The 26651-nt window shown below is 69.1% G+C and carries 19 protein-coding genes; 10 read left to right on the top strand and 9 right to left on the bottom strand.

From position 1 onward, the window contains the following. Positions 1-39: 39 nt before the first annotated feature. Both OEB96_RS13830 and OEB96_RS13825 read right to left on the bottom strand, forming a co-directional pair. Positions 40-990: a dienelactone hydrolase family protein gene (locus OEB96_RS13830; RefSeq protein WP_266216112.1), complete on the bottom strand. Its 951-nt coding sequence runs from the start codon at positions 988-990 to the stop codon at positions 40-42. A gap of 226 nt (positions 991-1216) precedes the next feature. Further along, positions 1217-1807 carry a single-stranded DNA-binding protein gene (locus tag OEB96_RS13825; RefSeq protein ID WP_266216110.1) on the bottom strand — a complete coding sequence of 197 codons (591 nt, stop codon included), beginning with the start codon at positions 1805-1807 and terminating at the stop codon, positions 1217-1219. 333 nt (positions 1808-2140) lie between these two features. Between OEB96_RS13825 and OEB96_RS13820 the strand changes: the two genes are divergently transcribed. From OEB96_RS13820 to OEB96_RS13805, 4 genes are all read left to right on the top strand, one after another. After that, positions 2141-2761 (top strand): hypothetical protein, encoded by a 621-nt coding sequence (locus OEB96_RS13820; protein ID WP_266216108.1) that lies wholly within the window; start codon positions 2141-2143, stop codon positions 2759-2761. A 95-nt stretch (positions 2762-2856) separates the two neighbouring features. After that, complete coding sequence (locus OEB96_RS13815; RefSeq protein ID WP_266216107.1) at positions 2857-3939, top strand: M50 family metallopeptidase; 1083 nt, start codon at positions 2857-2859, stop codon at positions 3937-3939. A gap of 70 nt (positions 3940-4009) precedes the next feature. After that, positions 4010-4297 (top strand): type II toxin-antitoxin system Phd/YefM family antitoxin, encoded by a 288-nt coding sequence (locus OEB96_RS13810; RefSeq protein WP_266216105.1) that lies wholly within the window; start codon positions 4010-4012, stop codon positions 4295-4297. Next, a complete protein-coding gene (locus OEB96_RS13805; protein WP_266216103.1) occupies positions 4294-4626 on the top strand; it encodes a type II toxin-antitoxin system RelE/ParE family toxin in 333 nt (110 codons plus the stop codon). Before OEB96_RS13810 ends, OEB96_RS13805 begins: the two co-directional genes overlap by 4 nt. A gap of 33 nt (positions 4627-4659) precedes the next feature. On the opposite strand, the gene OEB96_RS13800 is transcribed toward OEB96_RS13805, so the two are convergent. Both OEB96_RS13800 and OEB96_RS13795 read right to left on the bottom strand, forming a co-directional pair. After that, complete coding sequence (locus OEB96_RS13800) at positions 4660-6171, bottom strand: kelch repeat-containing protein (protein WP_266216102.1); 1512 nt, start codon at positions 6169-6171, stop codon at positions 4660-4662. 35 nt (positions 6172-6206) lie between these two features. Then, a complete protein-coding gene (locus tag OEB96_RS13795; protein WP_266216100.1) occupies positions 6207-7160 on the bottom strand; it encodes a hypothetical protein in 954 nt (317 codons plus the stop codon). 106 nt (positions 7161-7266) lie between these two features. Between OEB96_RS13795 and uvrC the strand changes: the two genes are divergently transcribed. From uvrC to OEB96_RS13775, 4 genes are all read left to right on the top strand, one after another. Further along, positions 7267-9525, top strand: a complete 2259-nt coding sequence (uvrC, locus tag OEB96_RS13790; RefSeq protein ID WP_266216099.1) for an excinuclease ABC subunit UvrC — start codon at positions 7267-7269, stop codon at positions 9523-9525. A gap of 129 nt (positions 9526-9654) precedes the next feature. Next, positions 9655-11367: a DUF1592 domain-containing protein gene (locus OEB96_RS13785; RefSeq protein ID WP_266216098.1), complete on the top strand. Its 1713-nt coding sequence runs from the start codon at positions 9655-9657 to the stop codon at positions 11365-11367. A 2-nt stretch (positions 11368-11369) separates the two neighbouring features. Then, positions 11370-12713, top strand: a complete 1344-nt coding sequence (locus OEB96_RS13780) for a DUF1552 domain-containing protein (RefSeq protein ID WP_266216097.1) — start codon at positions 11370-11372, stop codon at positions 12711-12713. A 273-nt stretch (positions 12714-12986) separates the two neighbouring features. Beyond that, on the top strand, positions 12987-14219 hold the full coding sequence (locus OEB96_RS13775) for an aminotransferase class V-fold PLP-dependent enzyme (protein ID WP_266216096.1): 1233 nt from the start codon (positions 12987-12989) through the stop codon (positions 14217-14219). A gap of 48 nt (positions 14220-14267) precedes the next feature. Here OEB96_RS13775 and OEB96_RS13770 read toward each other — a convergent pair whose 3' ends face one another. Then, a complete protein-coding gene (locus OEB96_RS13770; protein WP_266216095.1) occupies positions 14268-15704 on the bottom strand; it encodes a hypothetical protein in 1437 nt (478 codons plus the stop codon). 172 nt (positions 15705-15876) lie between these two features. Next, on the bottom strand, positions 15877-16917 hold the full coding sequence (locus OEB96_RS13765) for an aspartate-semialdehyde dehydrogenase (RefSeq protein ID WP_266216094.1): 1041 nt from the start codon (positions 16915-16917) through the stop codon (positions 15877-15879). Between the two features lie 107 nt (positions 16918-17024). Here OEB96_RS13765 and tkt point away from each other — a divergent pair, with 107 nt between their 5' ends. Beyond that, positions 17025-19064 (top strand): transketolase, encoded by a 2040-nt coding sequence (tkt, locus tag OEB96_RS13760; RefSeq protein WP_323137376.1) that lies wholly within the window; start codon positions 17025-17027, stop codon positions 19062-19064. Positions 19065-19222: 158 nt separating this feature from the next. Further along, positions 19223-21328 carry an elongation factor G gene (fusA, locus tag OEB96_RS13755; RefSeq protein ID WP_266216093.1) on the top strand — a complete coding sequence of 702 codons (2106 nt, stop codon included), beginning with the start codon at positions 19223-19225 and terminating at the stop codon, positions 21326-21328. 1167 nt (positions 21329-22495) lie between these two features. On the opposite strand, the gene OEB96_RS13750 is transcribed toward fusA, so the two are convergent. The 3 genes from OEB96_RS13750 to OEB96_RS13740 form a co-directional block, all read right to left on the bottom strand. Beyond that, positions 22496-23878, bottom strand: a complete 1383-nt coding sequence (locus tag OEB96_RS13750; RefSeq protein WP_266216092.1) for a single stranded DNA-binding domain-containing protein — start codon at positions 23876-23878, stop codon at positions 22496-22498. Positions 23879-24182: 304 nt separating this feature from the next. Beyond that, positions 24183-25523 (bottom strand): cytochrome P450, encoded by a 1341-nt coding sequence (locus tag OEB96_RS13745; protein ID WP_266216091.1) that lies wholly within the window; start codon positions 25521-25523, stop codon positions 24183-24185. 88 nt (positions 25524-25611) lie between these two features. Then, positions 25612-26637: an AraC family transcriptional regulator gene (locus tag OEB96_RS13740; protein ID WP_266216089.1), complete on the bottom strand. Its 1026-nt coding sequence runs from the start codon at positions 26635-26637 to the stop codon at positions 25612-25614. Positions 26638-26651: the final 14 nt, after the last annotated feature.

The raw sequence follows: 26651 nt of genomic DNA, 5'->3' as shown, positions 1-26651 counted from the left end.
AGATGCCCCGAGGGGGCGGGAGTGAGGCCGCAGGCGAGATCAGTGGGTCTGGAACCAGGCCAGCACCCACCCCGGCGAGTGCGAGGTCCACTGGTGGCTGGCGTTGTTCACGACCTTCAGCTCCACGTCGACCCCGGCCTCCACCAGCGCGTCCTCGTAGCCCTCGATGGTGTAGAGCGGCACGATCCCATCCCAGTACCCCGCCATCAGCAGGGTGGGCGAGTGGTCCTCGGGGATGTCCTCGGCGCTCACCGAGCACAGGGTGCTGATGCAGGCGGCGTACGAGGCCGACTGCAGCGCGACGGCCTTCATCTGGTCGGGGTAGTCGACGGCGAGACGGCTTGCCATGTAGCCGCCGCTCGACAGGCCCATCGCGTACTGGCGACCGGGGTCGAGCGGGCCGAGGGTGCCCGCGGCGATCTCGTCGAACAGCCGCTCCATCAGCTCCGCATCGGGGGCCGACTCCCAGTCGGTGTCGTAGGGCGGGATGTTCGTGTCCCAGTAGATCCCGCCCGCGCGCACCAGGGCCTTGGGCGCGATCACGGCAAAACCGTGATCGAGCAGGCCCTGCACCGTCTTGAGCTGGTAGTAGCCACCAAAGAGGTTGTCGATGGTGTTCCAGTAGTTCCAGTCGAAGAACTTGCCGGCGGGGTCGTTGGTGCCGTGGAACGCCAGCACCACCGGCCAGCCCTCCGGGGGTGGCTCGCCGTTGGGGACCTGCCACAGCACCTCGCGCTCCTCACCGTCGACCACGAACGTGGTGCTCTGGGCGTGGCAGTCGAGCCAGTAGAGGCCCGCGGTGCACACCGACGTCGTCCCCCCGTTGGGGTCGTCGAGCTTGCCCTCGTCCGAGTCGGCCGACTCGTCGCCATCGGCCTCGCCCGCGTCGTCCGACTCGCCTTCCCCCAGCGTTCGGTCGGGGTCGTCCTCGACGCACGCCAGCGGCAGACACCAAAGTCCCATGAGCACGATCGCGCGAAGGCTCTTCATCCGCATCCTCGAATCCCCGCTCGGTATAGGGCGTATGCTGCAACGCAGCAAGAAGTTATTCGCGCGAGATGGCCTTCATTGCGGGCACACGGTGATGAAACCGGCAGGGAGCAGACGGCCGGGGCGAGTCCATTTGTGCGATGCAGCAACGGGGAACGAGAAGCGGCCGATCCTCACCGTCGAGGATCGACCGCTTCGTGCCGATGCTTCGGCCGACCACCCCTCGCTAGAAGGGGATGTCGTCGTCCGCGGGCTCGGGGATGTAGCTGTCGTAGCCGCCGCCGTCGGACGGGCCTTGGTCGTAGCCACCGCCACCGCCACCGCCGCCGCCGCTACCACCACCGCCGTAGCCACCGCCGCCGCCTCGACCACCGCCGCCGCCACGACCACCACCACCGCCGCCACCGCGGCCACCACCACCGCCGCCGCCGCCGTAGTTGCCACCGCCTCCGCCTCCGCCGCCTTCGAAGTCACCACCGCCGCCACCGCGGCCGCCGAGGAACTGCACGGTCTCGGCCACGATCTCGGTCGTGTAGCGCTTGATGCCGTCCTTGTCCTCGTAGTTGCGGGTCTGCAGGCGACCCTCCACGTAGCACTGGCGGCCCTTCGAGAGGTACTGGTTGCAGAACTCGGCCTGCTTGCCCCACACGACGACGCGGTGCCACTCGGTCTCCTCGACCCGCTCGTTGTTGGCCTTGGTGAATGCGCGCGTGGTGGCGATGTTGAGTTGGCAGACGGCAGTGCCGCCCTGGGTGTAGCGAAGCTCGGGGTCGCGCCCGAGGTTGCCGATGAGGATGACCTTGTTGATTCCGGCCATGGGTGACTGGGACTCCTTGGCGCCGCCCGACCCGCGTACCCTTGGGTGCTCCGGGCGGCGGACGCGCGCTGTTGGGGGCAAAAGGGTACGAAAGAGCGCTTTCTACATCGACCACTTGCGGAGTGTGTTGCATCGCGACGGTCGAATTTTCGAGATCTCCAGCAAGAAACCCCTCAGAGGGCGCGCTCGGGGCGCGACCCTGAGCGCGCGTGCGTGGTCGAGCCGGTGGGTCGCGGCCATCTTGCCGGCGGACCCCTCGGGTGACCAGGCGTGCAGAACGACGCGCACTTGACCTTCCGGGGCTCGCGGCGGAAGCTGAAAATCAGCCGACCCGTGAGTGATATCGACGTTTCGCTGATCCTTCCCCTCCGCGACCAGGAAGCCGAGACGGCGGCCACGGTGCGGGTGGCGGCGGAGATCGCTGCGCGAGCGCGCCTCCCCGAGGGATACTCGGCCGGGGCTCGTGAGGCGCTCGAGGCAGAGATCCTCGCGCTCGACCAGCGCTCGGGCGACAACACGCTGAGCGTGCTGAGCCTGCTGCACGGGAAGATCCCCTCGCTGCGCACGCTGCAGGACGTGGAGCCGGGCCAGGCGATCCGCCGTGCGACTCGGGTGGCCCGCGGCGCCGTGTGGCTGGTGATGGATCACCCCATCGATCCCGAGCTCGGGGCCTGGGGAGTCGGTCAGGTGTTTCGCGGGCATCGCGCGGCGATCATCCCGGGAGAGATGCTGGTGGTGGATCAGCCGCTGGGGATCACGGTGCTCCCCCGCTTGCCCGGGGGTCTGGTCTCGGCCCAGCAGGCGGTGACTCGACACCTGCGCGGCCAGAATCTGCGCCCGGTGTGGAGCCCGCCCAGCAAGAAGGGCCCGATCGACCGGGCGCGGCTGTTCGTGCGAGGGCAGCTCGGTCGCTTCGGGCTCGGATGGCTCGATCGGCCGGGCGTACTCGATTGAGCGCGGCTCGATCGGTGCATTCCGGGCGGCGCCGAGCGGCCACGCGGGCTTCCGCTCGGATGCGCGGCCTGCGGGCGCTGCTATAGTCGCGACCAATGTCGATCGTCATCGCGATCGTGGCGCTGTGCGTCGTCATCATCCTCCACGAGACCGGGCACTACCTGGCCGCGGTGTGGACCGGGATGAAGGTGGACCGGTTCAGCGTGTTCGGAATCGGCCCCACCGTCGTCAAGCTCGGCACCTGGCGGGGCACGGAGTTCGTGATCAGTGCGATCCCGTTCGGGGCGTTCGTGCTGATCCGGGGGATGGAGCTGAGCGACGAGGAGCGCACGTTCACGGGCGATCCGATCGACGAGGATGCCTGGAAGAAGGCCAAGGCCGCGTCGCCCAACTTCCGCGACAAGCCGCTGTGGGCCCGGGCCGCGGTGCTGCTCGGCGGGCCGGTGGCCAACTACATCGGAGCGATGCTGCTGTTCTTCGGGCTCTATGCGGCGGTCGGAGTGCCGGGGCCGCCCGATCGCATCGAGGTCGGGCAGGTGGCCGAAGGGGGCCCAGCCGCAAGGGCTGGCCTGCAGACCGGCGACCGGATCGTCGCGGTGGGTGACGTGACCATCGATCCTACCGTCAACGGTCGGGACCTCACGGAGGCGCTCGAGGCCCATCGAAACGAGCCGGTGTCCATCACCGTGCTCCGAGACGAGCAGACGCTGGTGCAGACCGTCACGCCCGACGGCGACGGCAAGATCCAGATCGGCCTCGGCCTGCTCGGACCTCGGATACCGGTGAGCCTCGGCACCGCGGCCAGTCTCGGGGTGAGCCGACCGATCGAGTACAGCAAGCTCCAGCTCGTGGGGCTCTACAAGCTCGCGACCTTCCAGACGTCGGGGAAGGTCGAGGGCCCGGTGGGAATCGTCAAGCAGATCAAGCGCTCGGTCGAGCGGGGCCTCATCGACTTCGCCGAGATGACGGCGATCATCAGCACCCTGCTGGGCCTGTTCAACCTGCTGCCCCTGCCTGCGCTCGACGGTGGGCGCCTGAGCTTCCTGCTCTTCGAGGGGATCGCTCGCCGCCGGGCCAAGGCCCACGTCGAGGAGATGGTGCACGGCTACGGCATGCTCGCGCTGCTCGTGCTGCTCGCGGTGGTCACGGTACGCGACATCTTCCCGGGACTGTTCTGAGGCGAGCCCAGCGCTCACACGAGATGGGCGCGCGCGACGGCACCGAATCCGGTGCTATCTTTGGTGCACCGTGAAGTACACCAAGGACATCGAGCCGGTGACGGTCCTCAAGCGCGAGGCGGCGGTGCTCATCAGCCGCGCTCGCGAGCGTGCGACCCCGATCGTCATCACGCAGAGCGGCAAGCCCACCGCCGTGCTCGTCGACGTGGAGTCCTACGAGCGCGATCGCAGCGCCTTCCTCTTGCTCAAGCTCATGGCACAGGGTGAGCGGGACTACACCGAAGGGCGTACGGTGTCGCACGCCGAGGCGCGCAAGGAATTCCACCAGCAGCTCGCCGAGCTGCGGGAGAGCGAGTGACGCGGCGTTCCGCTCTCCGCTGGACCAAGGCTGCACGAGCCGACGTTCGAAGGATCATCCAGTACGTGGGCATTCACGGCGGAGCCATCGTCGCCGAGCAACTCACCGACAAGCTGCTCACGCGGGTCGAAGCCCTGGCCGAGCACCCCGAGCGGTGCCGTGCAGTGCCCGAGCTGGCGTCGCATGGCCTCCCGATGTACCGAGAGCTCATCGTCCGTCCGTATCGCGTGCTGTTTCGCATTCGGGAACGCCACGTGGTCGTTCTTGGCGTCTTCGACGGCCGACGCGATCTCGAGGCCCTCCTCATCGAGCGCGCGCTCGATCCCTGACACGCTCGCCCCTTCAGTGCCGCGGTGGTGGGCTCAGGGCCCCACGTACTCCCAGGTCTCGTTCACGGCGCTGGTGTTGTCGGCGTTGACGAGCAGGCCGCCGAAGAGGATGGCCTTGTCGTTGCCCACCGAGACCATGCGAGCGGCGAGGCGAGGGGCGGGCTCGGTGGCGGGGGCGAGGTCGGACCACGCGTCGGCGGTTGCGTCGTAGAGCCAGGTTCCGGCCACGGGGTTCTCGAACACGTCGTACTTGCCGCTGAAGGTGACGACGCCCGCTTCGAGCCATGCGCCCACGTGGGTGAACCGCACGCCCTGGTCGGTGGCGGCGACCATCGTCCAGTCGTTGCCGGCGATGTCGTACAGCCAGGTCTCGTCGGTGAGCGCGGAGCTGTTGACGGTCCCACCCGTGATCGCGAGCGTGCCGATGCCGTCGTAGACCAGCGGGAACGCCGAGCGCGGGCCGGGGGCACTGGCAGGGGCGAGGTCGGTCCAGGTCTGCGTGGTCGGGTCGAACATCCAGGTGTCCGACAGCTCCACGCCGAACTCGACGCGGCCACCATAGAGGATCGCGACGCCATCGGCCGTGCCCACCATCGCGTGCTGGAACCGGGCGGGGGGCGAGGCCGCGGGCATGAGCTCGGTCCACTCCCCGGTGGCCAGGTCGAGGACCCAGGTGTCGTCGAAGGGCATCGGGGTGGGGCCGTTGGTCGCGTTGCCGCCGAACAGCACCACGAGGCCCCCGCCCACGTAGGCGATGTCGTGGGCGTCGCGGAACCCGGGCGCGGTGGTGGGCAGCAGCTCGGTCCACTCGTTGGCCTCCACGTCGTAGACCCAGGTGTCGGCCAGGCGCACGCTGTCGGCTCCGCGACCGCCCAGCAGCACCACGCGCCCGTCGTCGGTGGCGGCCAGGGCGGTGTTGAAGCGGGGGGAAGGGGCCGTGGCGGGCAGCAGCTCGCGGTAGGTGTTGGGGGTGGTGCGGGCGCGCAGGTCGATGGCGTAGGTGCCCTCGTCGGCGTCGTCGTTGTCGATGGTGAGCAGCGTGGACTTGCGGCCGCCGTTGCCGGGCGCGAGGGCCACGGTGACGGAGGTCGAGGCGCCCGGGGCCACCACCGCTGCGAGCCCGCTGTCGTCGAGCACGAAGGAGTCGACGTCGCCGCCTCCGAGCACGACCGACGCGATGCTCAGATCGCTGCCGCCGATGTTGTCGATGGTGACGGTCACCGCATCGCCCATGGCACCCACGTCGACGGGGTCGCTCAGCTCGTAGGCGTCGCCGCTGGCGACCGGGCGGGCGGCGATGCTCACCTCGATCTCGGCATCGCCGCCGACGGTGGTGGCCTCGGTGCTGGTCGAGTCCACCGAGGTGACCTCGGTGGTGCCGGTCGAGTCGGCGTCGGTGGTCGTGGCGATGGTCGGACCCGTGGTGGGCCCCCCGGTCGTGACGCCCGAGGATGAACCCTCGTCGGCGGTCTCGCCGGTCGAGTCACCGCAGCCGAGGGCGGTCGCGAGGGTCAACGCAAGGACGATTGGCGTGCGGTCGTTCATGATGGAGTCTCGGTGCATCGTGGAGTCGAGTCGGGTCACGGAAGCCCGCAGAAGCCCACGTCCTCGTAGCCGGGCGGTGGGGTGTCCATCCCGTACCACGGCAGGCACTCCTCACCGTTGGCTTGGCCGGTGCACTGCGAGGAGGGGTCGGCCGCCGAGATGTCGCAGAACTCGGCGCAGCAGCCGGTGGGGTTGCCGCAGCCGAACACGATGTCCGGGATCGCGCAGAAGTAGCCGGGATCGCAGTCGTTGACGTAGGTGCACGGTGCCCCGTAGTCGCCCATCGCGGCCGGGAGCGCGTCGAGGATGCACACGAAGCCATTGACGGAGGGGCTGGCGAGGCACAGCTGCTGGCCGGGGCAGTCCTGCAACAGCGGGTCACAGTCCGTGAGGCACAGCGGGAGGTTGCCGTCGTTGTAGACGGCGCACAGGCCGTCGTCGCACTCGGGCACCTCGGGACTGCCATGGCACAGCTCGAAGCACGTGCCCATGTTGGTCTCGAAGCTGACATTGTAGCACATGGCACCCAGGTCGCAGTCGTCGATGCCGCTGACGCCGTTGCCTTGCACCGTGCAGGGATCGCCCACCTGCCCGGGGTTGCGCATCACCGGCGAGCAGGTGGTGGCGTTCCACGAATTGCCGCCGTCGTTCGCCCACGGCATGCACTTCTCACCAACGGGGCAATCCTGGGCGAACACGTCGCACTCGCCTCCGCCGGGCATGTCGGGGATGCCCACGAACATCATGGTGGTCGAGCCGCTGTCGGCCGAGTCGGTCGGATCGACGGTGGTGGAGGTGGCGGGCGTGGTGGTCGAGCCACTGGTGGAGTTCGTCGACGTGGGCGTGGTCCCGTTGGTCATCGACGTGGGGGCGCTGGTCGAGTCGTCGCCGGTGCTGGTCTCTTCGCCGGGGGGGGCATCGGTGCCGCAGGCGGCGGTGACGACGAGCGGGAGCACCAGGGAGAAGAAGCGCAGGCGAAGGCCATCCATGGAGGCCGCATTTACCCCAATGCCCCAGCCCTGGCCAGAGGACGACCGCCCCCAGTGACTTCGCGCGGGCCCGGGTCCTGAGGTATGACGAGGGCCGAGGCGACGCGTGGCCAAGGCACGAGAGCATCGCGAGCACGAGCCGTCACGGAGGGCCAAGCGCGCAGGTGCGCGCGGCCGAGGCCGGGCCTCGGGTGGGGCCGAGGACGCGGCCCCGGGTGCGAGCGTGGCGTCGACGCGTCGCCCCAGCCCGGCGCCCGCGGTGCCCGAGGCCTGGCAGCCGCGCATCACCGACGAGGCCGCGCTCGAGGAGGCGCTCGGTCGCCTGCCCGAGGCGCCCGGCGTCTACGTCATGCGCGATCGCCAGGGCCACGTGATCTACGTGGGCAAGGCGCGACGCCTGCGGGCGCGGGTCAAGCAGTACTTCAACGGACACGACACCCGCGCGTTCGTGCCTCTGCTGGTCAAGATCGTGGGTGACATCGAGACGGTGGTGACCGCCAACGACAAGGAGGCGCTGCTGCTCGAGAACAACCTCATCAAGGAGCATCGGCCGCGCTTCAACGTGAAGCTGCGCGACGACTCGAACTACCTGGTGATCCGCCTCGATCCCAAGCAGCGCTGGCCGCGGCTCGAGCTGCGCCGGCAGATCGAGCACGACCAGCGCAAGGACGGGGTCCAGCACTTCGGCCCCTATCACTCGGCGAGCTCGGCCCGCGCGACCCTGCGGGTGGTCAACCGCCACTTCCAGCTCCGCACGTGCACCGACTACGTGCTGGACCGCCGCACCCGGCCGTGCCTGCAGTACCAGATCGAGCGCTGCCCGGGCCCGTGCGTGTACGAGGTGGACGAGGCCGCCTATGCGGCGCAGGTGCAGGACGTGGGGCTGTTCCTCTCGGGGCGTCACCGCGAGCTCACCGATGGCTTGCGGGCCCGCATGCAGGCGGCGGCCGAGGGTCTGGACTTCGAGGTGGCGGCGCGGCTGCGCGATCAGATCGCCTCGATCGAGACCACGCTGACGGCACAGCAGGTGGTGGGCAGCGCGGCGCTCGATCAGGATGCGATCGGGATGTATCGCGAGGGCGGCCAGGTGGAGCTGGTGGTGCTGCACGTGCGGCAGGGCAAGCTGCTGGGCACCGAGACGCACTCGGCCACCGGGCTCGAGCACCCCGATGCGGAGGTGCTGGCGGACTTCGTGTCGAGCTACTACGCCCGCGCGCCGTTCATCCCCGACGAGGTGCTGCTGCCCGGTCCCATCGCCGAGGACGACGCCGAGCCGCTGCAAGAGTGGCTACGCGAGCAAAAGGGCAGGAAGGTGACGATCGCCACCCCCGAGCGAGGCGATCGCCGCAAGCTCACCCGCCTGGCCGATCGCAATGCGGGCTCCAACTTCGTGACGCGCCGCAACCGTCGCGAGGACAGCGACGCCGCGCTGGCCCGGCTGCAGGCACGCCTGCAGCTGTCCAAGCTGCCGCGGGTGATCGAGTGCTTCGACGTCAGCCACATCCAGGGCAGCGACACGGTGGCCTCGATGGTGGTGTTCGTGGACGGGGTGGCCGACAAGTCGCGCTACCGCTCGTTTCGCATCAAGGGCATCGGGGCGGGCACCGGCGCCGACGACGAGGCCCGCCTGCGCCAGGGGGCGTTCCAGAACGACGACTTCACCAGCATGTACGAGGTGCTCGGCCGTCGCTTCCGTCGGGCGCTGCAGGGCGACGACGAGGCATGGGCGCTGCCCGATCTGATGGTCATCGATGGTGGCAAGGGGCAGCTCGGTCGGGTGATCGCCGCGATGCAGGATCTCGGGGTGCCGCTGGGGGCCGAGGGGGTCGACGTGGTGGCGCTGGCCAAGGAGCGCAAGCACGCGCTGGGCCACGGCCGGGCCGCGCTGAAGGAGCTCCGGGCCCGGCGCGAGGCCGGTGACCAGCGCCGCTACGAGGATCTCGTGCTCGCGGACGCGGTGGGTGAGCCCGGCGCGAGCGAGGGGACGGGCGACGACGGGGAGGCGGCGGACCAGCCCGCGGCCGATGACGGGGTCGAGGTCAAGCCCGAGCGGGTGTTCGTGCCCGGCGTGAAGGAGGCGATCCGCCTGCGCCCCGGAAGCTCCGAGCGCTATCTGATGGAGCGGGTGCGCGACGAGGCCCACCGCTTTGCGATCACCCACCATCGCAAGCGTCGCGGCAAGCGATCGCTGCGCTCGGCGCTCGACGACATCCCCGGGGTGGGCCCTGCGCTCAAGAAGGCCATGGTCAAGCACTTTGGCTCGGTCGGTGCGATCAAGGCCGCCACCGTCGAGCAGCTCGGCGAAGTCAAGGGGATCGGCCCGGCCCTGGCGGCTCGAATCCGCGAGTCGCTTGGGGGAGGCTGACCCCAATCGGACACCGTCGGTGGCAGTGGTGAAGGCCATCACCGGTCGAACATCCACCAGCCTCGATTTGGCGCGAGATCCCCACGAACGTCGATTGCGGTGGCTCGGGGATCTCCGTAGGGTGTCGCCATGGGTCTACGGGGTGAGGCGGGGTGGTTGCCCGTCGGGTTCGTCCTCGTTGGGGCGCTGTCACTCGGCGGTTGCTATGCAGGCGTCGAGGGCTGGGATCCCAACGGGGGAGGGGGCCAAGACGGTGGGGAAGACGCAGGCGATGACGGCGAGGACGGGGGCGTGGAGGGGCAGTGCGCCGCTCCCCAGGCCGGCCCGACCAAGCTGCGCCGGCTGACGCGCAGCCAGTACGAGCACACGATTCGCGATCTGCTCGGGTTCGAGACCACCGCGGCGCAGGGCTTTGCCCCCGACGAGCGGGTGTCGGCGTTCAAGAGCAACGCGGTGGCTCCGGTGGGTGACCTGCAGGTCGAGCAGTACATGGGCGCGGCCGAGCAGGTGGCGAGCGAGGCCACGGCCGAGCTCGCGGCGCTGCTGCCCTGCGATCCCGCGGTGATCGGAGAGGATGCCTGCGCCGAGCAGTGGCTGCGCGAGCTGGCGCCGCTGGCCTACCGGCGCTCTCTCGCCGAGGCCGACATCGATCGCCTGATGAGCGTGTACGCCACGGGCAAGGCCGAAGCCGACTTCGAGACCGGCATCAAGGTCGCGCTGCAGGGGATCCTTCAGTCGCCCTGGTTCCTCTATCACGTGGAGCTGGGTGACCCCGCTGCCGACGTGGTCGATGGTGAGCCGGTGCCGCTGTCCGGGCACGAGCTGGCGTCGCGCCTCTCGTACTTCCTTTGGGACTCGATGCCCGACCAGGCCCTGTTCGACGCGGCCGAGGCGGGTGAGCTGGCCACCGACGAGGGCATCGAGGCCCAGGTGGAGCGCATGCTGGCCGATCCCCGCGCGGAGGAGGCCGTCGCGAGCTTCCACCTGCAGTGGCTCGGCGTCGACGAGATCGAGAGCCTCGAGAAGGTCCCCGAGGTCTACCCTGCCTTCGACGACGCGCTGGCCGAGTCGATGAAGGAAGACACGGCGAGGTTTGCCAACTGGGTGCTGACCGAGGGTGACGGTCGGCTCGAGACCCTGCTGACGGGGGCGTTCACGTTCACCGAGGATCCGGCGCTGCTGGCCCTCTACGGGGTCGAGCTGCCGGTGGGGCACGTGCCGGGTGATCCGATTCCGCTGCCGGCCGGGGAGCGGGCGGGCCTGCTGACCCAGGCTTCGGTGATGGCCGAGCACGCCCACGCCAACCAGACCTCGCCGGTGCATCGCGGTCAGCTCGTGCGGGAGAACCTGCTGTGCCAGCCGCTACCGCCGCCTCCGCCGGAGGTCGACAACGTGCCGCCGGATCCCGATCCCAACGCGACCACGCGCGATCGCTTTGCGCAGCACCGCGAGGATCCGGCCTGCGCTCCCTGCCACATGCTCATCGATCCGCTGGGCTTCGGGTTCGAGAATTACGACGGCATCGGAGCGTTCCGCACCATGGAAGGCGAGCTGCCGGTCGATGCCTCGGGCGAGGTGATCGGCACCGACGCCAACGACGGCACCTTCGACGGCGCGGTGCAGCTGTCGGCCATGCTGGCCAAGACCCCCGAGGTCCAGGACTGCATGGCGCGTCAGTGGTTCCGCTTCTCGCTCGGTCGCATGGACACCGACGACGATGCCTGCACCATGGATCGACTGGCCACCGCCTTCACCGACGCCGACCACGACGTTCGCAGCCTCATCCACGAGATCGTGCTGAGCGACGCCTTCCGCCACCGCATGGCCCCGGAGGAGCAGTGATCATGGCTTCCCGCAAGCGCTTCAATCCGAGCTTCTCTCGCCGCCGGCTGCTGCAGTCGCTGGGGGCATCCAGCGTGCTCGTGCCGTTCCTGCCCATGCTCGATCGCGAGCTCGAGGCTGCCCCGGGCGACTTCCCGCTGCGGCTCATCCTGCTGTTCTCGGCCAATGGCACGCTGCACGAGAACTGGGTGCCGTCGGGTGGTGAGAGCGACTTCACGCTCTCGACCATTCTGTCGCCGCTCGAGCCCTACAAGGACCAGATGATCGTGCTCGACGGGCTGCAGATGTCGCGCGATGGCCCAGGCGACGGCCACCAAAAGGGCATGGGCATCCTGTGGACGGCCTCCAGGCTGCTCGAGGGCACCGAGTTCGCCGGCGGCGACGGCAGCTCGGCCGGCTGGGGCGGCGGGATCTCGGTCGACCAGCACATCGCCAACACCGTCGGCACCGAGACCCCCTACACCTCGCTCGAGTTCGGGGTGCAGACCGGTGGGGCCACGGTGTGGTCGCGGATGAGCTACGCGGGCGGCAACCAGCCGCTGGCGCCCGAGGACAACCCGCAGGCCATGTTCGATCGGCTGTTCGCCGACTACAACGTGGATGCCAGCGAGCTCGAGAAGATCAAGGCGCAGCGCCAGAGCGTGATCGATCTGGTGCGCGGCGATCTCGACAGCCTGCTCGTGCGGCACGGGTCGGCGGACGATCAGCTGAAGATCCAGGCCCACCTCGATGCCATTCGCGGGATCGAGATGCGCAACCAGGCCGAGGTGCCCGCGTGCGAGATCCCCGGGGCGCCCGGGGGCGTCGATCACCAGGCCAACGACAACTTCCCCACGGTGTCGCAGCTGCAGAGCGACCTCCTGGCCATGTCGCTCACCTGCGACATGACGCGGGTGGCGAGCCTCCAGTGGTCGCGCTCGGTGTCGAACACCCGGCACACCTGGGCTGGCGTGCCCGAAGGGCACCACGACCTCAGCCACCTCGGCGACGGCGACCCGAACATGATCGACAAGATCACCGCGGTCAACCTGTGGTACGCCGAGCAGGTCAAGTACCTGCTCGATGCCCTGGCCGCGATCCCCGAGGGCGACGGGTCGGTGCTCGACAACACGCTGGTGGTGTGGGGCAACGAGCTGTCGCGCGGCAACAGCCACGGCAACCGGCCGATCCCCTTCGTGCTGCTCGGCGGCGCGGGCGGCCGGCTGCAGATGGGTCGGTTCCTGCAATATGACAACGTCTCGCACAGCCGGATGCTGGTGAGCCTGTGCCACGCCATGGGACTCGACGAGCAGCAGACGTTCGGCGACACGGATACGGGCTCGGGCGGGCTGCCGGGGCTCACGTAGCGGCTGAGATTGCCGTGACGGCCCGCTGGCCTCTCGCCAGCGGGCGTCGCCCGATCCTGCGACCGAGGTCGTGGGGACCACTGGCGATTGCCGTACATGTTCGCTAGCGTCTCGCGGATGGGGCGCCTCCCGGGCTTCGACGACTCCGCCCTCGAGGAGCAGCTCATCCTCACGTACGTTCGTGCGGTGGCCTACGCGGCTACATGCCAGAAATGGTGGCTCGAGGAACCCTCCGGGATTTCGAGGGTATGATCGAGCAAGGAGCGATCCAAGGTGCAGCTCGATCTCGAGTTCGTGCGCGCGTTCTTTCCCGGGCTGTCCAAGCACTGGGCCCTGTTCGACAACGCCGGGGGCAGCGTGCCCACGCAGGCGGTGACGGCGGGGATCGTGGAGTACCTCGAGCGCTTCGGAGTCCAGCTGGGGGCCAGCTACGATCTCTCGGCGCAGGCCGAGCGCCGCGTGCGACGGGGGGAGGAGATCGCGGCCGAGCTGCTGGGCGCGAGCCCCGAGGAGACGGTGGTGGGGTCATCGACCACGGTCAACCTGGCCACGCTGGCGCGGGCGCTCGCGCCTCGGATCGAGGCGGGCGACGAGGTGATCGTGACGGAGCTCGATCACGAGTCGAACATCGGGCCCTGGCGGGGGCTCGCCGCGCACGGGGCGGTGATCAAGACCTGGGCCATCGACCGTGAGCGCGCCACCCTCGACCTCTCGGACCTCGAGCCGCTGTTGTCCCCGCGCACGCGCCTGGTGGCGTTCACCCACTGCGCCAACGTGGTGGGAGAGTTCATCGACGTGGAGGAAGTGGTCCGGCGGATCCGCGCCAATCGGCCCGACACCTGGATCGTGGTCGACGGGGTGGCCTACGCCCCGCATCGGCTGGTGGACGTCAAGGCGCTGGACGTCGATGCCTACGCGGTGAGCCTCTACAAGATCTACGGGCCGCACCTGGGGGCGCTCTATGTGCGGCGCGAGCTGCTGGAGCACGCCAAGGGGCAGAACCACTTCTTCTTCCCCGAGGATGCGCTGCCGGCCAAGCTGCAGCCGGGCGGCGTGGCTCACGAGCTGGCGGCAGGCTTGCCGGGGATCGGGGCCTATCTCGATGCGGTGGCCGAGCGCCACGGGGTGCGAGGGGAGACGCGCCGCGAGGGGTGGGCGCATGCGTTCAGGCTGTTCGCCGAGCACGAAGAGCAGCTGGCCGAGCGGCTCTTGCAGTTCCTGCGCGAGCACCCACGGGTGCGGATCATCGGCCCCAACACCTCCGATCGCTGGATGCGGGCACCGACGATCGCCTTCGTGGTCGAGGGGATGCCGTCCTCGCAGGTGGTGCCGCCGCTCGACCAGCACCACGTGGCCGTGCGCTGGGGCCACTTCTATGCCAGGCGCGCCATCGAGGCGCTGGGGCTGGTGCGGCACGAAGGGATCGTGCGCGCGAGCATGGTCCACTACAACACGCTGGCCGAGGTGGAGCGGCTGGTGAAGGCGCTGGGCCAGGCGCTGCGGTGAGCGCCGGGGCGGGAGGCGCTGGCGGAGTGCCGAGGTCCCGAGCCGAGCTCATGGCTCGGCGATCGGTGCAATCTGGGCGGCCCACACTCCCGTGCGCTCGTTGTCGGCGTCGCGCACGGCGTACACCACCACGTCGTTCGGAAGCGGCGCCATGTCGACGTTGGTGACGAGCACGTCGTGGTCGATGTCCACCATGCCGCCATCGGCGTCGACGAGCACCAGCGTCCCGTAGCGGTCCTCCGAGTTGCGGTCGATCACGGTCAGCAGGCGTCCGTCGGCCAGGCGCTTCGGGTACCAGATGCCGGTGGCGACGACTCGGGGAGTGAAGTCGGGGCCGGCGAGCTCGAGCAGGCCCAGGCGTGAGGGATCGGCATCGTCCACGACGCCCAGGACCCACAGGCGCTCGTCGTGCACCCAATGCTCGCGCAAGGTGCCGTGAGGAATCGGGCGTGGGGTATCCGAGCCCGGCTCGAGGATCGCCAGCGACTCGACTCGGTCGTCGGAGGTGTGCTTCAGCACGTACGTGTCGCCGAGCTGCGCCACGCCTTGCCATGAGCCATCGAGGAGCAGGTCCGCGCCGCTCGGCAACAACACGAGCCGCGTGACCTCCCGTTCGAAGTTCTCCACGGAGACCACGTTCCCCGCCAGGTGAGCGTCGTGGGGCTCGTCCTCCCAACCGGATGGGGTCGGGTATTGCTCCTCGTCGGTCCACCGATCCCACAGTCGAACCCGCGGGGACGTTGCGCCTGCCTCGTAGACCACGAAGCGGCCGTCGTTGCTGACGCCGAACGAGTGACCGGCCTCGGGGCGGAGCATGGTCACCTGCCCCGACCATGCGTCGATCTCGATCAGCTCGTACATCTCGGTCAGGGCCATGTACTGGTCCGAGCTCCCCACCCTGACCACGGGCCAGATCGGATGGACGGTTGCCAGTGGCGTGATGTCGGCCGGTCCGTCGAGCGGGAGCCGGGCTCGAACGAGAGTATGTGATTCGTTACTCGCGGTACCGACCTTCGAGACGAATGCATCGCCGACCGTGCTCCAGGGGCACGTCAAATCCATGTGCCACTGCCCGCTGTGCTCCTCTTCTGGGTCGAACGTGAAGACGTCTCGAGTATTGCACGCGATCCAGGGTTCATTGCCGGACGGGGCCCGAAATCGGTGGGAGTTCTCGACCACCACTCGAGCATCACCGCCGCAGCCATCGACCCGAACGATGCGCGACGACACGCGCTGCGGCGCGTTCTCATCCCCATATTCGAAGTGGTAGGGGGTGGTCGGTGTGAGGTCTTGGTCGTAGGTATGGATGAGGAGCACCCAACCATCCCCGCTCGGCGCCATGTCGAAGGAGGTGGGAGTGTCGTTGGGATAGTACCAAAACGCGAGCCCAATCGACTCATTGGGTGCGAGCGGCATCAGTCGAACGGGGTCGGTGCTCCCGCAGCGCTCGGCGAGCACCCCGTGCTCGACGACGTCATCCAGCATGGGCTCCCCCGGGACAGAGGGGCCGCATGCGGCCACGGTCAGCAGCGTGATGGTCGAGCACGTCCCGCGGCGGAGCATCGAGACCGAGAGGATAGACCCAAGCCCCCGCTGCGAAAATCGCCGAGGGTCGAATCACGCCTCGCCGGCCCGATTGCGCTCTGCGGGGGTGCTCTCACCCCGGCAGCCGCAGCTCGGGGTCCTGCCCCGGGAACCACCGGCTGGCCATGCGCACCGCATTGGTCGCCGCCCCCAGCCGCAGGTTGTCGGCGGTGACGGTGAGGCACAGCGCCGTGCCCTCGCCCCCGCGCGGATCCAGCCGCATGCGGCCGACCAAGGCGCGATCGCGATCGTGCACGCAGTGCAGCGCGCTGAGCCCCTCGCCGATCGTTCCGGGCACGAAGCGCACGAACGGCGCCTGCACCGAATCGGAGAGCACCGCGGCGATCTCCTCGAGCGAGACCTTCTCGCGTAGCTCGACCCACGCATTGATGTAGTGCCCCACGGCGACCGGCACCCGGCAGCACTGCGCCGACACGGGCAGCTCGGCGATGTCGAGGATCTTGCGGCTCTCCATCATCAGCTTGCGCTCCTCCGAGGAGAACCCGCTGTCGTCGGTCTTGCCGTTGTGCGGCACGGTGTTGCCGGGGTAGCCGCCGGGATCGAAGCTCTGGCCCAGGCGGTCGGCCTTCGCGTAGCCGGCCCTGGAGGTCTCGAGGAACGCATCGAGCGGGCCCACGCCGGCGCCGCTGATCGCCTGGTAGGTGCTCAAGGTGGCGCGCGTGAGCCCGTAGCGCTGGTGCAGCGGCTTGCACGCCAGCGCAAACGGAATGGTGGTGCAGTTGGGATTGGCCGCCAGCCGCTCCTCGCCGGTCAGCAGGTGGCAGTTGACCCCGGCCACCACCAGCGGAACCTTGGGATCCATGCGGTAGGTGTTGCTCTTGTCGACCACGCGATAGCCGAGCTGGAGCAGCCGCGGCACGTAGCGGGCGCTGAAGTCGTCGTCCAATGCCACCATCGCCAGGTCGCCGCCCACCGCGTCGGCCTGCTCGAGGCGCTCGGCGGCCTTCACCGCGAGCGCGCGGCCGTCGGGCAGCTCCATGGTCTGGTCGCGGCTGGCGTAGAGGTCGAGCTGCGCCCCCGGCCAGGCCCGAAGGGCCAGCTCCAGCGTCTCGCGACCCACCAAGCCCGTGGCACCCAGGATGCAGATCTTCATGGCGGTGGTGCATAGCACGAACGACGGCAGCGACGAGGGAGGAGATCTCCTCCCGCCAAACCGCGCCTACGAGCCCCTACGCGGGGGTTTTTCCCGGACGTGCGGTCGTGGTACGCACCGGCGCGATGTCGGTGCGCGCTGCCTTGCCCCCGCGAGATCACGATCCCTCGCTGCACGCCACCCTGGTCAAGACCATCAAGGGCCTGGCCATGGACGCGGTGCAGAAGGCGAACTCCGGTCACCCGGGCATGCCGATGGGCACGGCGGACATGGCGGCCGCGCTGTGGAACCGCTTCCTGGTGCACGACCCCAGCGCGCCACGCTGGCCCGATCGCGATCGCTTCGTGCTCAGCGCCGGCCATGGCTCGATGCTGCTCTACTCGCTGCTGCACCTCTACGGCTACGACCTGCCCCTGGAAGCGCTGCAGCAGTTCCGACAGCTCCACTCGCTGACCCCGGGCCACCCCGAGGTCGATCACACGCCGGGGGTCGAGGTGACCACGGGCCCGCTGGGCTCGGGCTTTGCCGCCGGAGTGGGCCTGGCCCTGGCCGAGCGGATCCTCGCGGCTCGCTTCAATCGTCCCGGTCACACGGTGGTCGACCACTTCGTGTACGGGATCGTCAGCGACGGCGATCTCATGGAGGGCATCGCGTCCGAGGCGGCCAGCCTGGCCGGCCACCTGGGTCTGCACAAGCTCGTCTACCTCTACGACGACAACCACATCACCATCGACGGCGGAACGGACCTGGCGTTCTCCGAGGACGTGGTGGCTCGCTTCTCCGCCTACGGGTGGCACGTGGCCCGGGTCGACGGCCACGACGCGCAGGCGGTGGGCGAGGCGCTCGCGGCCGCGCGCGCCCAGGGCAAGCGCCCCTCGCTCATCGCCTGCCGTACCACCATCGCCCAGGGTGCACCCACCAAGGCCGGGACCTCGGCCTCCCACGGGGCGCCGCTGGGCGAGGCGGAGATCGAGGGCACCAAGCGCGCGATGGGTTGGCCGCTCGAGTCGTTCTACGTGCCGCAGGACCTGCGCCCCGCGCTGCAAGGCCGCGTGCGCCCGCTGCAGGTGCTGCGCGAGGACTGGGAGCGGCGCTTCTCGGCCTACGAGGCCCAGCACCCCGCGCTGGCCGCCGAGCTGCGCGCGGTGTGGGCCGACGAGCCCTCGCCCGCGGTGCGCGAGGCCCTGCTCGGGCTCGAATTCCCCGTGGGCAGCTCGGTCGCCACCCGCAAGGCCGGCGCGAAGATCATCGCGGCCCTGGCCGAGCACCTGCCCTCGCTGGTGGGCGGCTCGGCCGACCTGGCCGAGAGCAACGGGGTGACCGAGCAGGGGCTGGGCGTGCAGTCGCGCGAGCAGCCCGGCGGGCGCTTCATCCACTTCGGCGTGCGCGAGCACGGCATGGCGGGGATCTGCAACGGTCTGGCCCTCCATGGCCTGCGCCCCGTCAGCGCCACCTTCCTCATCTTCTCGGACTTCATGCGGGGTGCACTGCGGCTCTCGGCGCTGATGCGGCTGCCGGTGATCCACGTGCTGTCCCACGACAGCGTCTTCCTGGGTGAGGACGGGCCCACCCACCAGCCCATCGAGCAGTGCATGAGCTTGCGGCTCATTCCGCACCTGCACGTGGTGCGCCCGGCCGATGCCAACGAGACCGTGGGTGCCTGGCTCTACGCACTGTCGCGCAAGCGCGGCGATGGGCCCACCGCGATCCTGGTCACGCGCCAGGGGGTGCCCGTGCTCGAGCACGGGCGACGGGACGTCTCCCAGGGCGCCTACGTGCTCTGGCAGCCCCAGGGCGTCGCGACCGAGGCGCTGCACGGGATCCTCGTTGCCACCGGCTCGGAGGTGAGCCTTGCGCTCGATGCGGCCCGCCGCCTGCACGACGAGGGCCTGGCGCTGCGCGTGGTCTCGATGCCGTGCTGGGAGGCGTTCGAGGCCCAGGACGCGGCCTACCGCGACGAGGTGCTGCCGCCCTCCATCACCCGCCGGCTGTCGATCGAGGCCGGCACCACGCTGGGCTGGGCGCGCTGGGCGGCGCATCAGCACGGCATCGACGAGTTCGGTGCTTCGGCTCCGGCGTCCGCGCTCGCGGAGCACTACGGTCTCACCGTGGAGGCCGTGATGGCCCGCGTACGCTCGCTTCCCTAGGTGCCACACCGACGGCCAGGGAGCGCTCGCGCGTCGACCGCTCTACGAGGCAACTCACGACGCATTCAGGAAATTGACCCTTCACCACCGGCCCCCGGCGTGCTCATGCCCCATCGCTGTGGCATGCTCCGCGCCGCTTCGAGCCAAAGAAGAGAGCCATGCTCGACCTCAGCAAGACCCGCAACATCGGAATTTCGGCCCACATCGACTCGGGGAAGACGACCCTGACCGAGCGCATCCTCTACTACACCGGTCGCATCCACAAGATCGAGGAGGTGAAGGGCAAGTCGGGGGTCGGCGCCACGATGGACTCGATGGAGCTCGAGCGCGAGCGCGGCATCACCATCCAGTCGGCCGCCACGTTCGTGAGCTGGGCCGGACACCACGTCAACATCATCGACACCCCGGGACACGTGGACTTCACCATCGAGGTGGAGCGCGCGCTGTCGGTGCTCGACGGCGCGATCCTGGTGCTGTGCGGCTCGTCGGGCGTGCAGTCGCAGTCGATCACCGTCGACCGTCAGATGCGGCGCTACAACGTTCCGCGCATCGCCTTCATCAACAAGATGGACCGTGCCGGCGCCGATGCCTACCGCGTGACCAACCAGCTGCGCGACAAGCTCAAGCACAAGCCGGTGATGATCACCATCCCCATCGGGGCCGAGGACGACTTCGCCGGGGTCATCGACCTGCGCACCCGCGAGGCGGTGTACTTCGACGGTGACAACGGCGAGCACGTGCGCCGCACCAGCGAGCTGCCCGACGGCTACGAGGCCAAGGTCACCGAGTATCGCGCCAAGCTCATCGAGGTGGCGGCGGACTACGACGAGGAGCTGATGGAGAAGTTCCTCGAGGAGGACATCGACGAGGTCACTCCCGAGCAGATCAACGCCGCCATTCGCAAGGGCTGCCTGAGCCTCGAGATCACCCCGGTGTTCTGTGGCTCGGCCTACAAGAACAAGGGGGTGCAGGTGGCGCTCGACGGCGTGGTCCAGTTCCTGCCCAACCCCACCGAGGTCACGAACAAGGCGTTCCACATCGACGAGAAGGAGCGCAAGGAGGTCGAGGTCGAGCTCGAGACCACCGACGACAAGCCGCTGTGCGCGCTGGCGTTCAAGCTCGAGCAAGGTCGCTACGGCCAGCTCACCTACCTGCGCATCTACCAGGGCAAGGTGACCAAGGGCGACACGGTCTTCAACACCCGCACCGGCCAGAAGATCAAGCTCGGCCGCCTGGTGCGCATGCACTCCGACTCGATGGAGGACATCGAGGCGGCCGGCGCGGGCGACATCATTGCGATGTTCGGCGTGGACTGTGCCGCCGGCGACACGTTCCACGGTCCCGACGAGAAGTACTCGCTGCGCTCGATGTTCGTGCCCGATCCGGTCATCTACTACTCGGTCGAGCCCAAGGACAAGAGCGCGCAGACCAACTTCTCCAAGGCGCTCAACCGCTTCGCCAAGGAGGACCCCACGTTCCGCGTGCGCCGCGACGACGAGTCGGGTGAGACCATCATCGCGGGCATGGGCGAGCTGCACCTCGACGTCTACATCGAGCGGATGAAGCGCGAGTACAAGGTGGAGACCAACGTGGGCGAGCCGCAGGTGGCCTACCGCGAGACCATCACGCGCGAGGTGCCCTACAACTACATCCACAAGAAGCAGACGGGTGGCTCGGGTCAGTACGCCAAGATCGGTGGCGTCATGCGCCCGCTGGTCGATCCCGACCAGGGGCAGCACTACCGCTTCGTGGACAAGATCGTGGGCGGCATCATCCCGCGCGAGTACATCCCGTCGTGTGATAACGGCTTCCAGGAGGCGCTCGAGCGCGGGGTGCTCATCGGGTTCCCGGTGGTCGACGTGGAGATGGAGCTCAACGACGGCGGCTTCCATGCGGTCGACTCGAGCGACATGGCGTTCAAGATCTGTGCGCGGACGGCCTTCAAGGAGGCGATGCGCTCGGCTGGGCCGGTGGTGCTCGAGCCGCTGATGAAGGTGGTGGTGGAGTCGCCGGAGGAGTTCCAGGGCAACGTGCAGACCACGCTGATCCGGCGTCGCGGGATGATCCAGGGCTCCGAGACCGCGTATGGCACCACCTCGATCGAGGCGAACGTGCCGCTGTCGGAGATGTTCGGGTACTCCACGGAGCTGCGGTCGGCGACGCAGGGGAAGGCGGAGTACACGATGGAGTTCGCCAAGTATGGTGAGGTTCCGAGCAGCATCCAGAAGGAGCTGATCGAGAAGTACAAGGATCGGCAGAAGTAGGGCGGAGTGCCGTAGGGCCGATTGCGAGGGGTCGGGGCGGGAGCCTCGGCCCCTCTTGCATTTCGAGGGGTGGGGTCGACTCGGGGGTGGGGATGGGGTGGGGCGGAGGGTCGTGTCGACGACGGGGGGCTCGCGGGGGGTGGTGTGGGGTAGGGCGGAGGGGCGTGTCGACGGCGGGGGGCGCCTCTTTCGCAGCGTTGATGTTTCCGCCCGTGCTCAGACAGTTGGTCGCGCCACGACGCTGCGTACTACCGCGCTACCCGATGGTTGTTCACCAGGGCCTGGAACCGGCGCTACAAACTCGCGCGGGCGGAAACATCAACACTGCGAACGGCGCTGCGTGGGGCAGACGCATGTGCCCGCGACAACCGGCCATCACATCGGCCTGGCATCGAGCCGGGATGCTCGAGTTGCCATGCACGGCGGCGCTCGTTCGAGGCGGCGCCATCGCACAGAGGTGGCCGACGTATGAGTCATTGATCTGCAACGGCGTGATCTGGGGTCTCCACTGTCCCTACTGAAGGTAGCCCGACGGCATGGATGAGCGAAGTCGGCTGACTCGCGTGCGTTGGGTTTGCGCATCCCGCATGGTTGCGCCCATGGAGACGATATCGACGGCTGGGGTGTATCCCGGACTGGGTGGCAGCGTTGGTTGGTGGTCACACTCGTGTCGACGCCCATCGTTCCAAGGCCGGCCGCGGCGTCGCACCGATGTGAAGGCCGGCCGCGGCGTCGCACCGATGTGAAGGCCGGCCGCGGCGTCGCACCGATGTGAAGGCCGGCCGCGGCGTCGCACCGATGTGATGGCCGGTTGCGGCGTCGCACCGATGTGATGGCCGGTTGCTGCGGGCACATGCGTCTGCACTACGCAGCGCCGTTCGCAGTGTTGATGTTTCCGCCCGCGCGAGTTTGTAGCGCCGGTTCCAGGCCCTGGTGAACAACCATCGGGTAGCGCGGTAGTACGCAGCGTCGTGGCGCGACCAACTGTCTGAGCACGGGCGGAAACATCAACGCTGCGAAAGAGGCGCCCCCCGCCGTCGACACGCCCCTCCGCCCTACCCCACACCACCCCCCGCGCCCCCCCGTCGTCGACACGACCCTCGCGCAAAGCAAAAGGGACGCCCCCCGTAGGGAAGCGCCCCTCCGTCGTTCGTTCGATGCGCTACGCTACGGGACGATGTCGGCCGCCGTGCGCGGCGCGAGCTTGTAGTTGTTGAACGAGTAGGTCAGCACACCCGTGATCGAGGTGTACATGGTATCGACGGCCGGGTTGGGCCAGCTGGCCATCATGAAGAACAGGTCGTCGAGGAGGAGCACGTCGTCCACCTCCCACTCGCCGAACATGTTCGCCGCCGTGGTCACCGTGGTGGGTCCGATCCGGACGAGCACCCCCTCCCACTGCTCGGCGGGCGGATCGCTGCCGAGGTCCTCGGCGGTGAGCATCTCGGGCGCCGGCACGGGGCCGTTGCCCGAGGCGGTCACGTCACCCGCGGCCGCGATCTGGAGCTGCGACTGATCGAAGTACTCGTCGTACTCACCGCACAGGGTGACCACGTCGCCAGGGGAGGGCACGAAGGCCCCCGCGCTGGGCATGTAGACCGAGATGCCCGAGTAGGCCCCGCCGGCCGGGTCCTGCACCCAGTAGGTGTCGCCGCCGAAGTCCCATGGCGTGGTGACCACGACGTCCTCGACGAGGACGAGGTCGCCCACGGTGACCATGCCCTGCTGGATCTCGTAGATGGACACGGGGGTGGCCGCGTCGGCGCAATCGACCAGCGTGGCGTCGTAGTCGTCGGCGTCGCGCGGCGCGAGCTTGAACTCGTCGAACGAGAAGCGGATCGGTCCGCACAGGGTGGCGAAGTACGTGCCCGGCAGCACCTCGAGGAAATCGGGGGTGCCGAACAAGAAGAAGTTGGTGACCGCCATGCCGTCGTCGATGTGGAAATCGCCGTACTGGTTGGTGGCGTCGGTGGCCGTCACGTCGTGCACGCACACCGGGACGCCCTCGTAGCTCTCGGCATCGGCCGCCCCCGCCACCACGTCGGCCGTGCTCACCTCGAGCGGGGCCGGGATCGGGCTCGTACCGCCGACGGTGATGTCGGTGGGCGAGGCGATGGTGAGCTGCGACTCGTTGAAGAACTCGTCGTAGGTGCCGGTGACGGTGACCCGATCGCCCGGGGACAGCGGTACGCCCATCACGACGTCGGCGTAGAGGTAGGCGTAGATGGCCGAGTACTGGCCGCCCTCGGCCTCCTGCAGGAACACGGCGCCGTCGTTGGCCTGCACCGGGCTCACCACGACCAGGTCGGTCAGGGTGACCACGGTTCCCGGGGCCACACTGCCCATCTGGATGTCATAGATGGTGGTGCCCTCGGGCTCGCCGGTGGGGTTGGGACCGTCGGTGGGGGCGGTCGTCTGGGTGTCGGTGCCCGTGTCGTCGAGGGTGCCGCCAGGGCCGTTCCCGGGGCCATTGGTGGTGGCGGTGGTGGTGCCCTCGGTCATGGTGGCCACGCCATCCATGTTGGGGTCATCGCTGAGGCAGCCGGCCACCGTCAGCGATGCAGTACCGCAAACGACCAGGCCCTTCGACCATCGTGTCCATCGAGTCATCGTAGGCGCTTCCCCGGGCCGCCGCGGGGTGATTGCTAGAGGGCGGAACCCGTGCGCGCGAGCGTCGACGAGGGGGGCAGGCCTGTCAAGGACGTTGGTGGCGCCTGCCAAGGCATCCACAGTGCGCAAAGACATCGGCACCGCTCGGCGGGGGATCTCATCGGTGACGGTCAGGTGACACCGCGTGGCTCCAACCCCGATCAGTGAGCGAGCGCCGATGATCGAGTGCCACCGCCCCGCACGCTCATGCCGCCGCGGCGCGCACGGAGCCGGGACGGGCCCTGACGAGGGTGACGGGCACGCCGCCTTCGGGAGCCATGGTGACGTTGCGACGCACGGCTCGAGGGGTCGATGGATCCAGGAGCGCCACCTCGAACTCCCGCAGCAAGGTGCCGAGCACGACGCGGAGCTCGAAGCTCGCGAACGCGGCTCCAATGCAGCGACGGTGACCCCCGCCGAACGGCAGGAACTCGTGCGGCCCGTACTTGCGGTCGAGGAAGCGCTCGGGGCGGAACGCATGGGGCTCGGGGTAGAGGGTGGGGTTGCGGTGGACCTCGAGGATGCAAGCCGAGACCGCGGTGGGGGGTCGCAGCGAGTAGCCCCCCAGCTCCATGGGCTGGTGCAGGTTGCGGAGCACCTCGGTCACGATGGGGTAGAGGCGCAAGCTCTCGTTGCACACCGCCTCGAGGTAGGGCAGCTTGGCGATCGCTTCGGCCTCGGGCTCGTCGCCGAGCTCGAGCAGCTCGCCTTGCAGGCGCCGGGCCACGTCGGGGTGTCGCCCCACCGCGTCCACGGCCCAGCACAGGGCGATGGCAGTGGTCTCGTGGCCGGCGAACAGCAGGGTGCGAAGCTCGTCCCGGATCTCGTCGTCGTCGAGCTGGTCGCCGTCCTCGTCGCGCGCGTGCAGCAGCATGCTCAGCACGTCCTGGCCCTCGCCGCCTCGGCGGCTACGGGCGATCTGGTCGCGCAGCATCTCGTCGAGGGCGGTGAACGTGCGGCGGAAGCGGGCGTAGGGGCCGACGCCGAACATCTCGCGCTGGAGGAACGGCATGAACAGGAACGAGGGCGACACGGCATCCACCATGGTGGTGATGGCAGTGGCGAACGCCTGCACGCGCTGCGGCTCCTGCACGCCGAACACGGCGCGGATGATGACCTCGAGCGAGATCCGCTGGGTCAGATCGTGGAGGCGCACCGTGCCCCGACCGGCGGCCTCGCCGAGCACGGTGCGGGTGGTGTCGCGCATGGCCTCGGCGTAGGCCCGCATGCGCGCGCCATGGAACGAGGGCATGATGAGGCGTCGGTGTCGGCGGTGCTCGACGTCGCGGAGCTGGAACACCGAGCGCGGCCCGGTGAGCGCGGCGATGCCATCGGCGGCAAAGGGGCTGTAGCTCGCGGCCGAGGAGGCGAAGATCTGCTTGACCAGCTCGGGCCGTCCCGTCATCACCACGTTGCCGTTGATGGTGGGCACGAGCAGCGGGTCTCCGTAGCGCTGGAACCAGCGGGGCAAGGAGGACATGGGGTGGGCCAGCACCTGATAGGTGGACCACAGTCGGATCGACGGACCACGGGGGCGGTCGGGCATGGACGGAGCCTACGATCGGGGCCGGGCCGTACCCAGGGGCATGCGGCGCCCAAGGAGTGACCGATTGCGCCACCGGGACGCGGGTGGCCTAACGCGACGGGCGGCGGTGCTCGGCCGGAGTGTGTCCGGTCCAGCGTCGGAACGCGCGATAGAACGCCCGTGGGTCGGCGTAGCCGAGCATGAAGGCGATCTCCCGGACGGAGCGCTCGGGGTCGCGCAACAGCAGCAGCGAGCGCTCTCGCCGGACGGCGTCGAGCTGCTCGCTGAAGGAGGTGCCCAGGTTCTGCAGACCACGCTGGAGGCTCCGGGACGACATGCCCAGGCTTCGGGCCACGGCGGCCTGATCGGAGGCGCCGGTCACCAGACCCTCGTCGATGGTCTCGCGGACGCGCGCATCCAGAGGTGCCCCAGCCGGGACCGGCTCGCGGGTGGCCTGCAGGGCCTCCACCTGCTGCTGCAGGTACCGCCCCACGCGCGGATCCGCTCCCATGATCGGCAGCGAGAGCGATGCGGTCGAGAGGGCCACGCCGGTGAAGCCAGCGCTGAAGCGCACGGGAGCCTCGAAGATCTGCTCGTAGCGGGCGAGGGGATGACGTCGGGGATGGCGGAAGCAGACCTCGTGCGGTGGAGGGCTGCTGGGGTTCATGCGTCGGGACGTGAAGGCCAGGGCGGCAACCATCATCTCGATGGGCTCGGCCATGGCCTCCACCCGGGGCTCGTGGGAGAAGGTGATGCGGGCCACATCGTCGCCGCGCTCGATCGTGAGGACCAGCCTGGGGTCCGCGAGGCGGCAGTGCCGGGCGTAGAGCTCCACGGCTGCGCCCAGATCCTTGGCGTGGGCGCAGGCATAGCCCAGCACCCCCAGCGTGGTCGGGGTGATGTAGCTGGCGTAGTCGAGGCCGAGGGGGCGCTCGGGGAAGCGCGCGAGCAGGACCTCCCACAGGCGGATCAGGGACTCGTAGTCGACCAGGGCGTCGGGGTCTCGCAGCTCGTCCGATGTCAGACCCGAGACCTCGATCATCTCCCTGGGGTCGAGCCCCAGAGTCGCGCAATATGCGATCACGGCCAGGGGCAGCGACGCGAACACCACGTCGTCGGGGGAGGAAGCTGGCATGTGGGCAATCCTCT

This window comes from Paraliomyxa miuraensis, from assembly GCF_026337845.1.
GTDB classification, from domain to species: domain Bacteria; phylum Myxococcota_A; class Polyangia; order Nannocystales; family Nannocystaceae; genus Paraliomyxa; species Paraliomyxa miuraensis.
The sequence above is the reverse complement of the archived record's forward strand: the minus strand, read 5'-3'. Positions and strand labels throughout refer to the sequence as shown.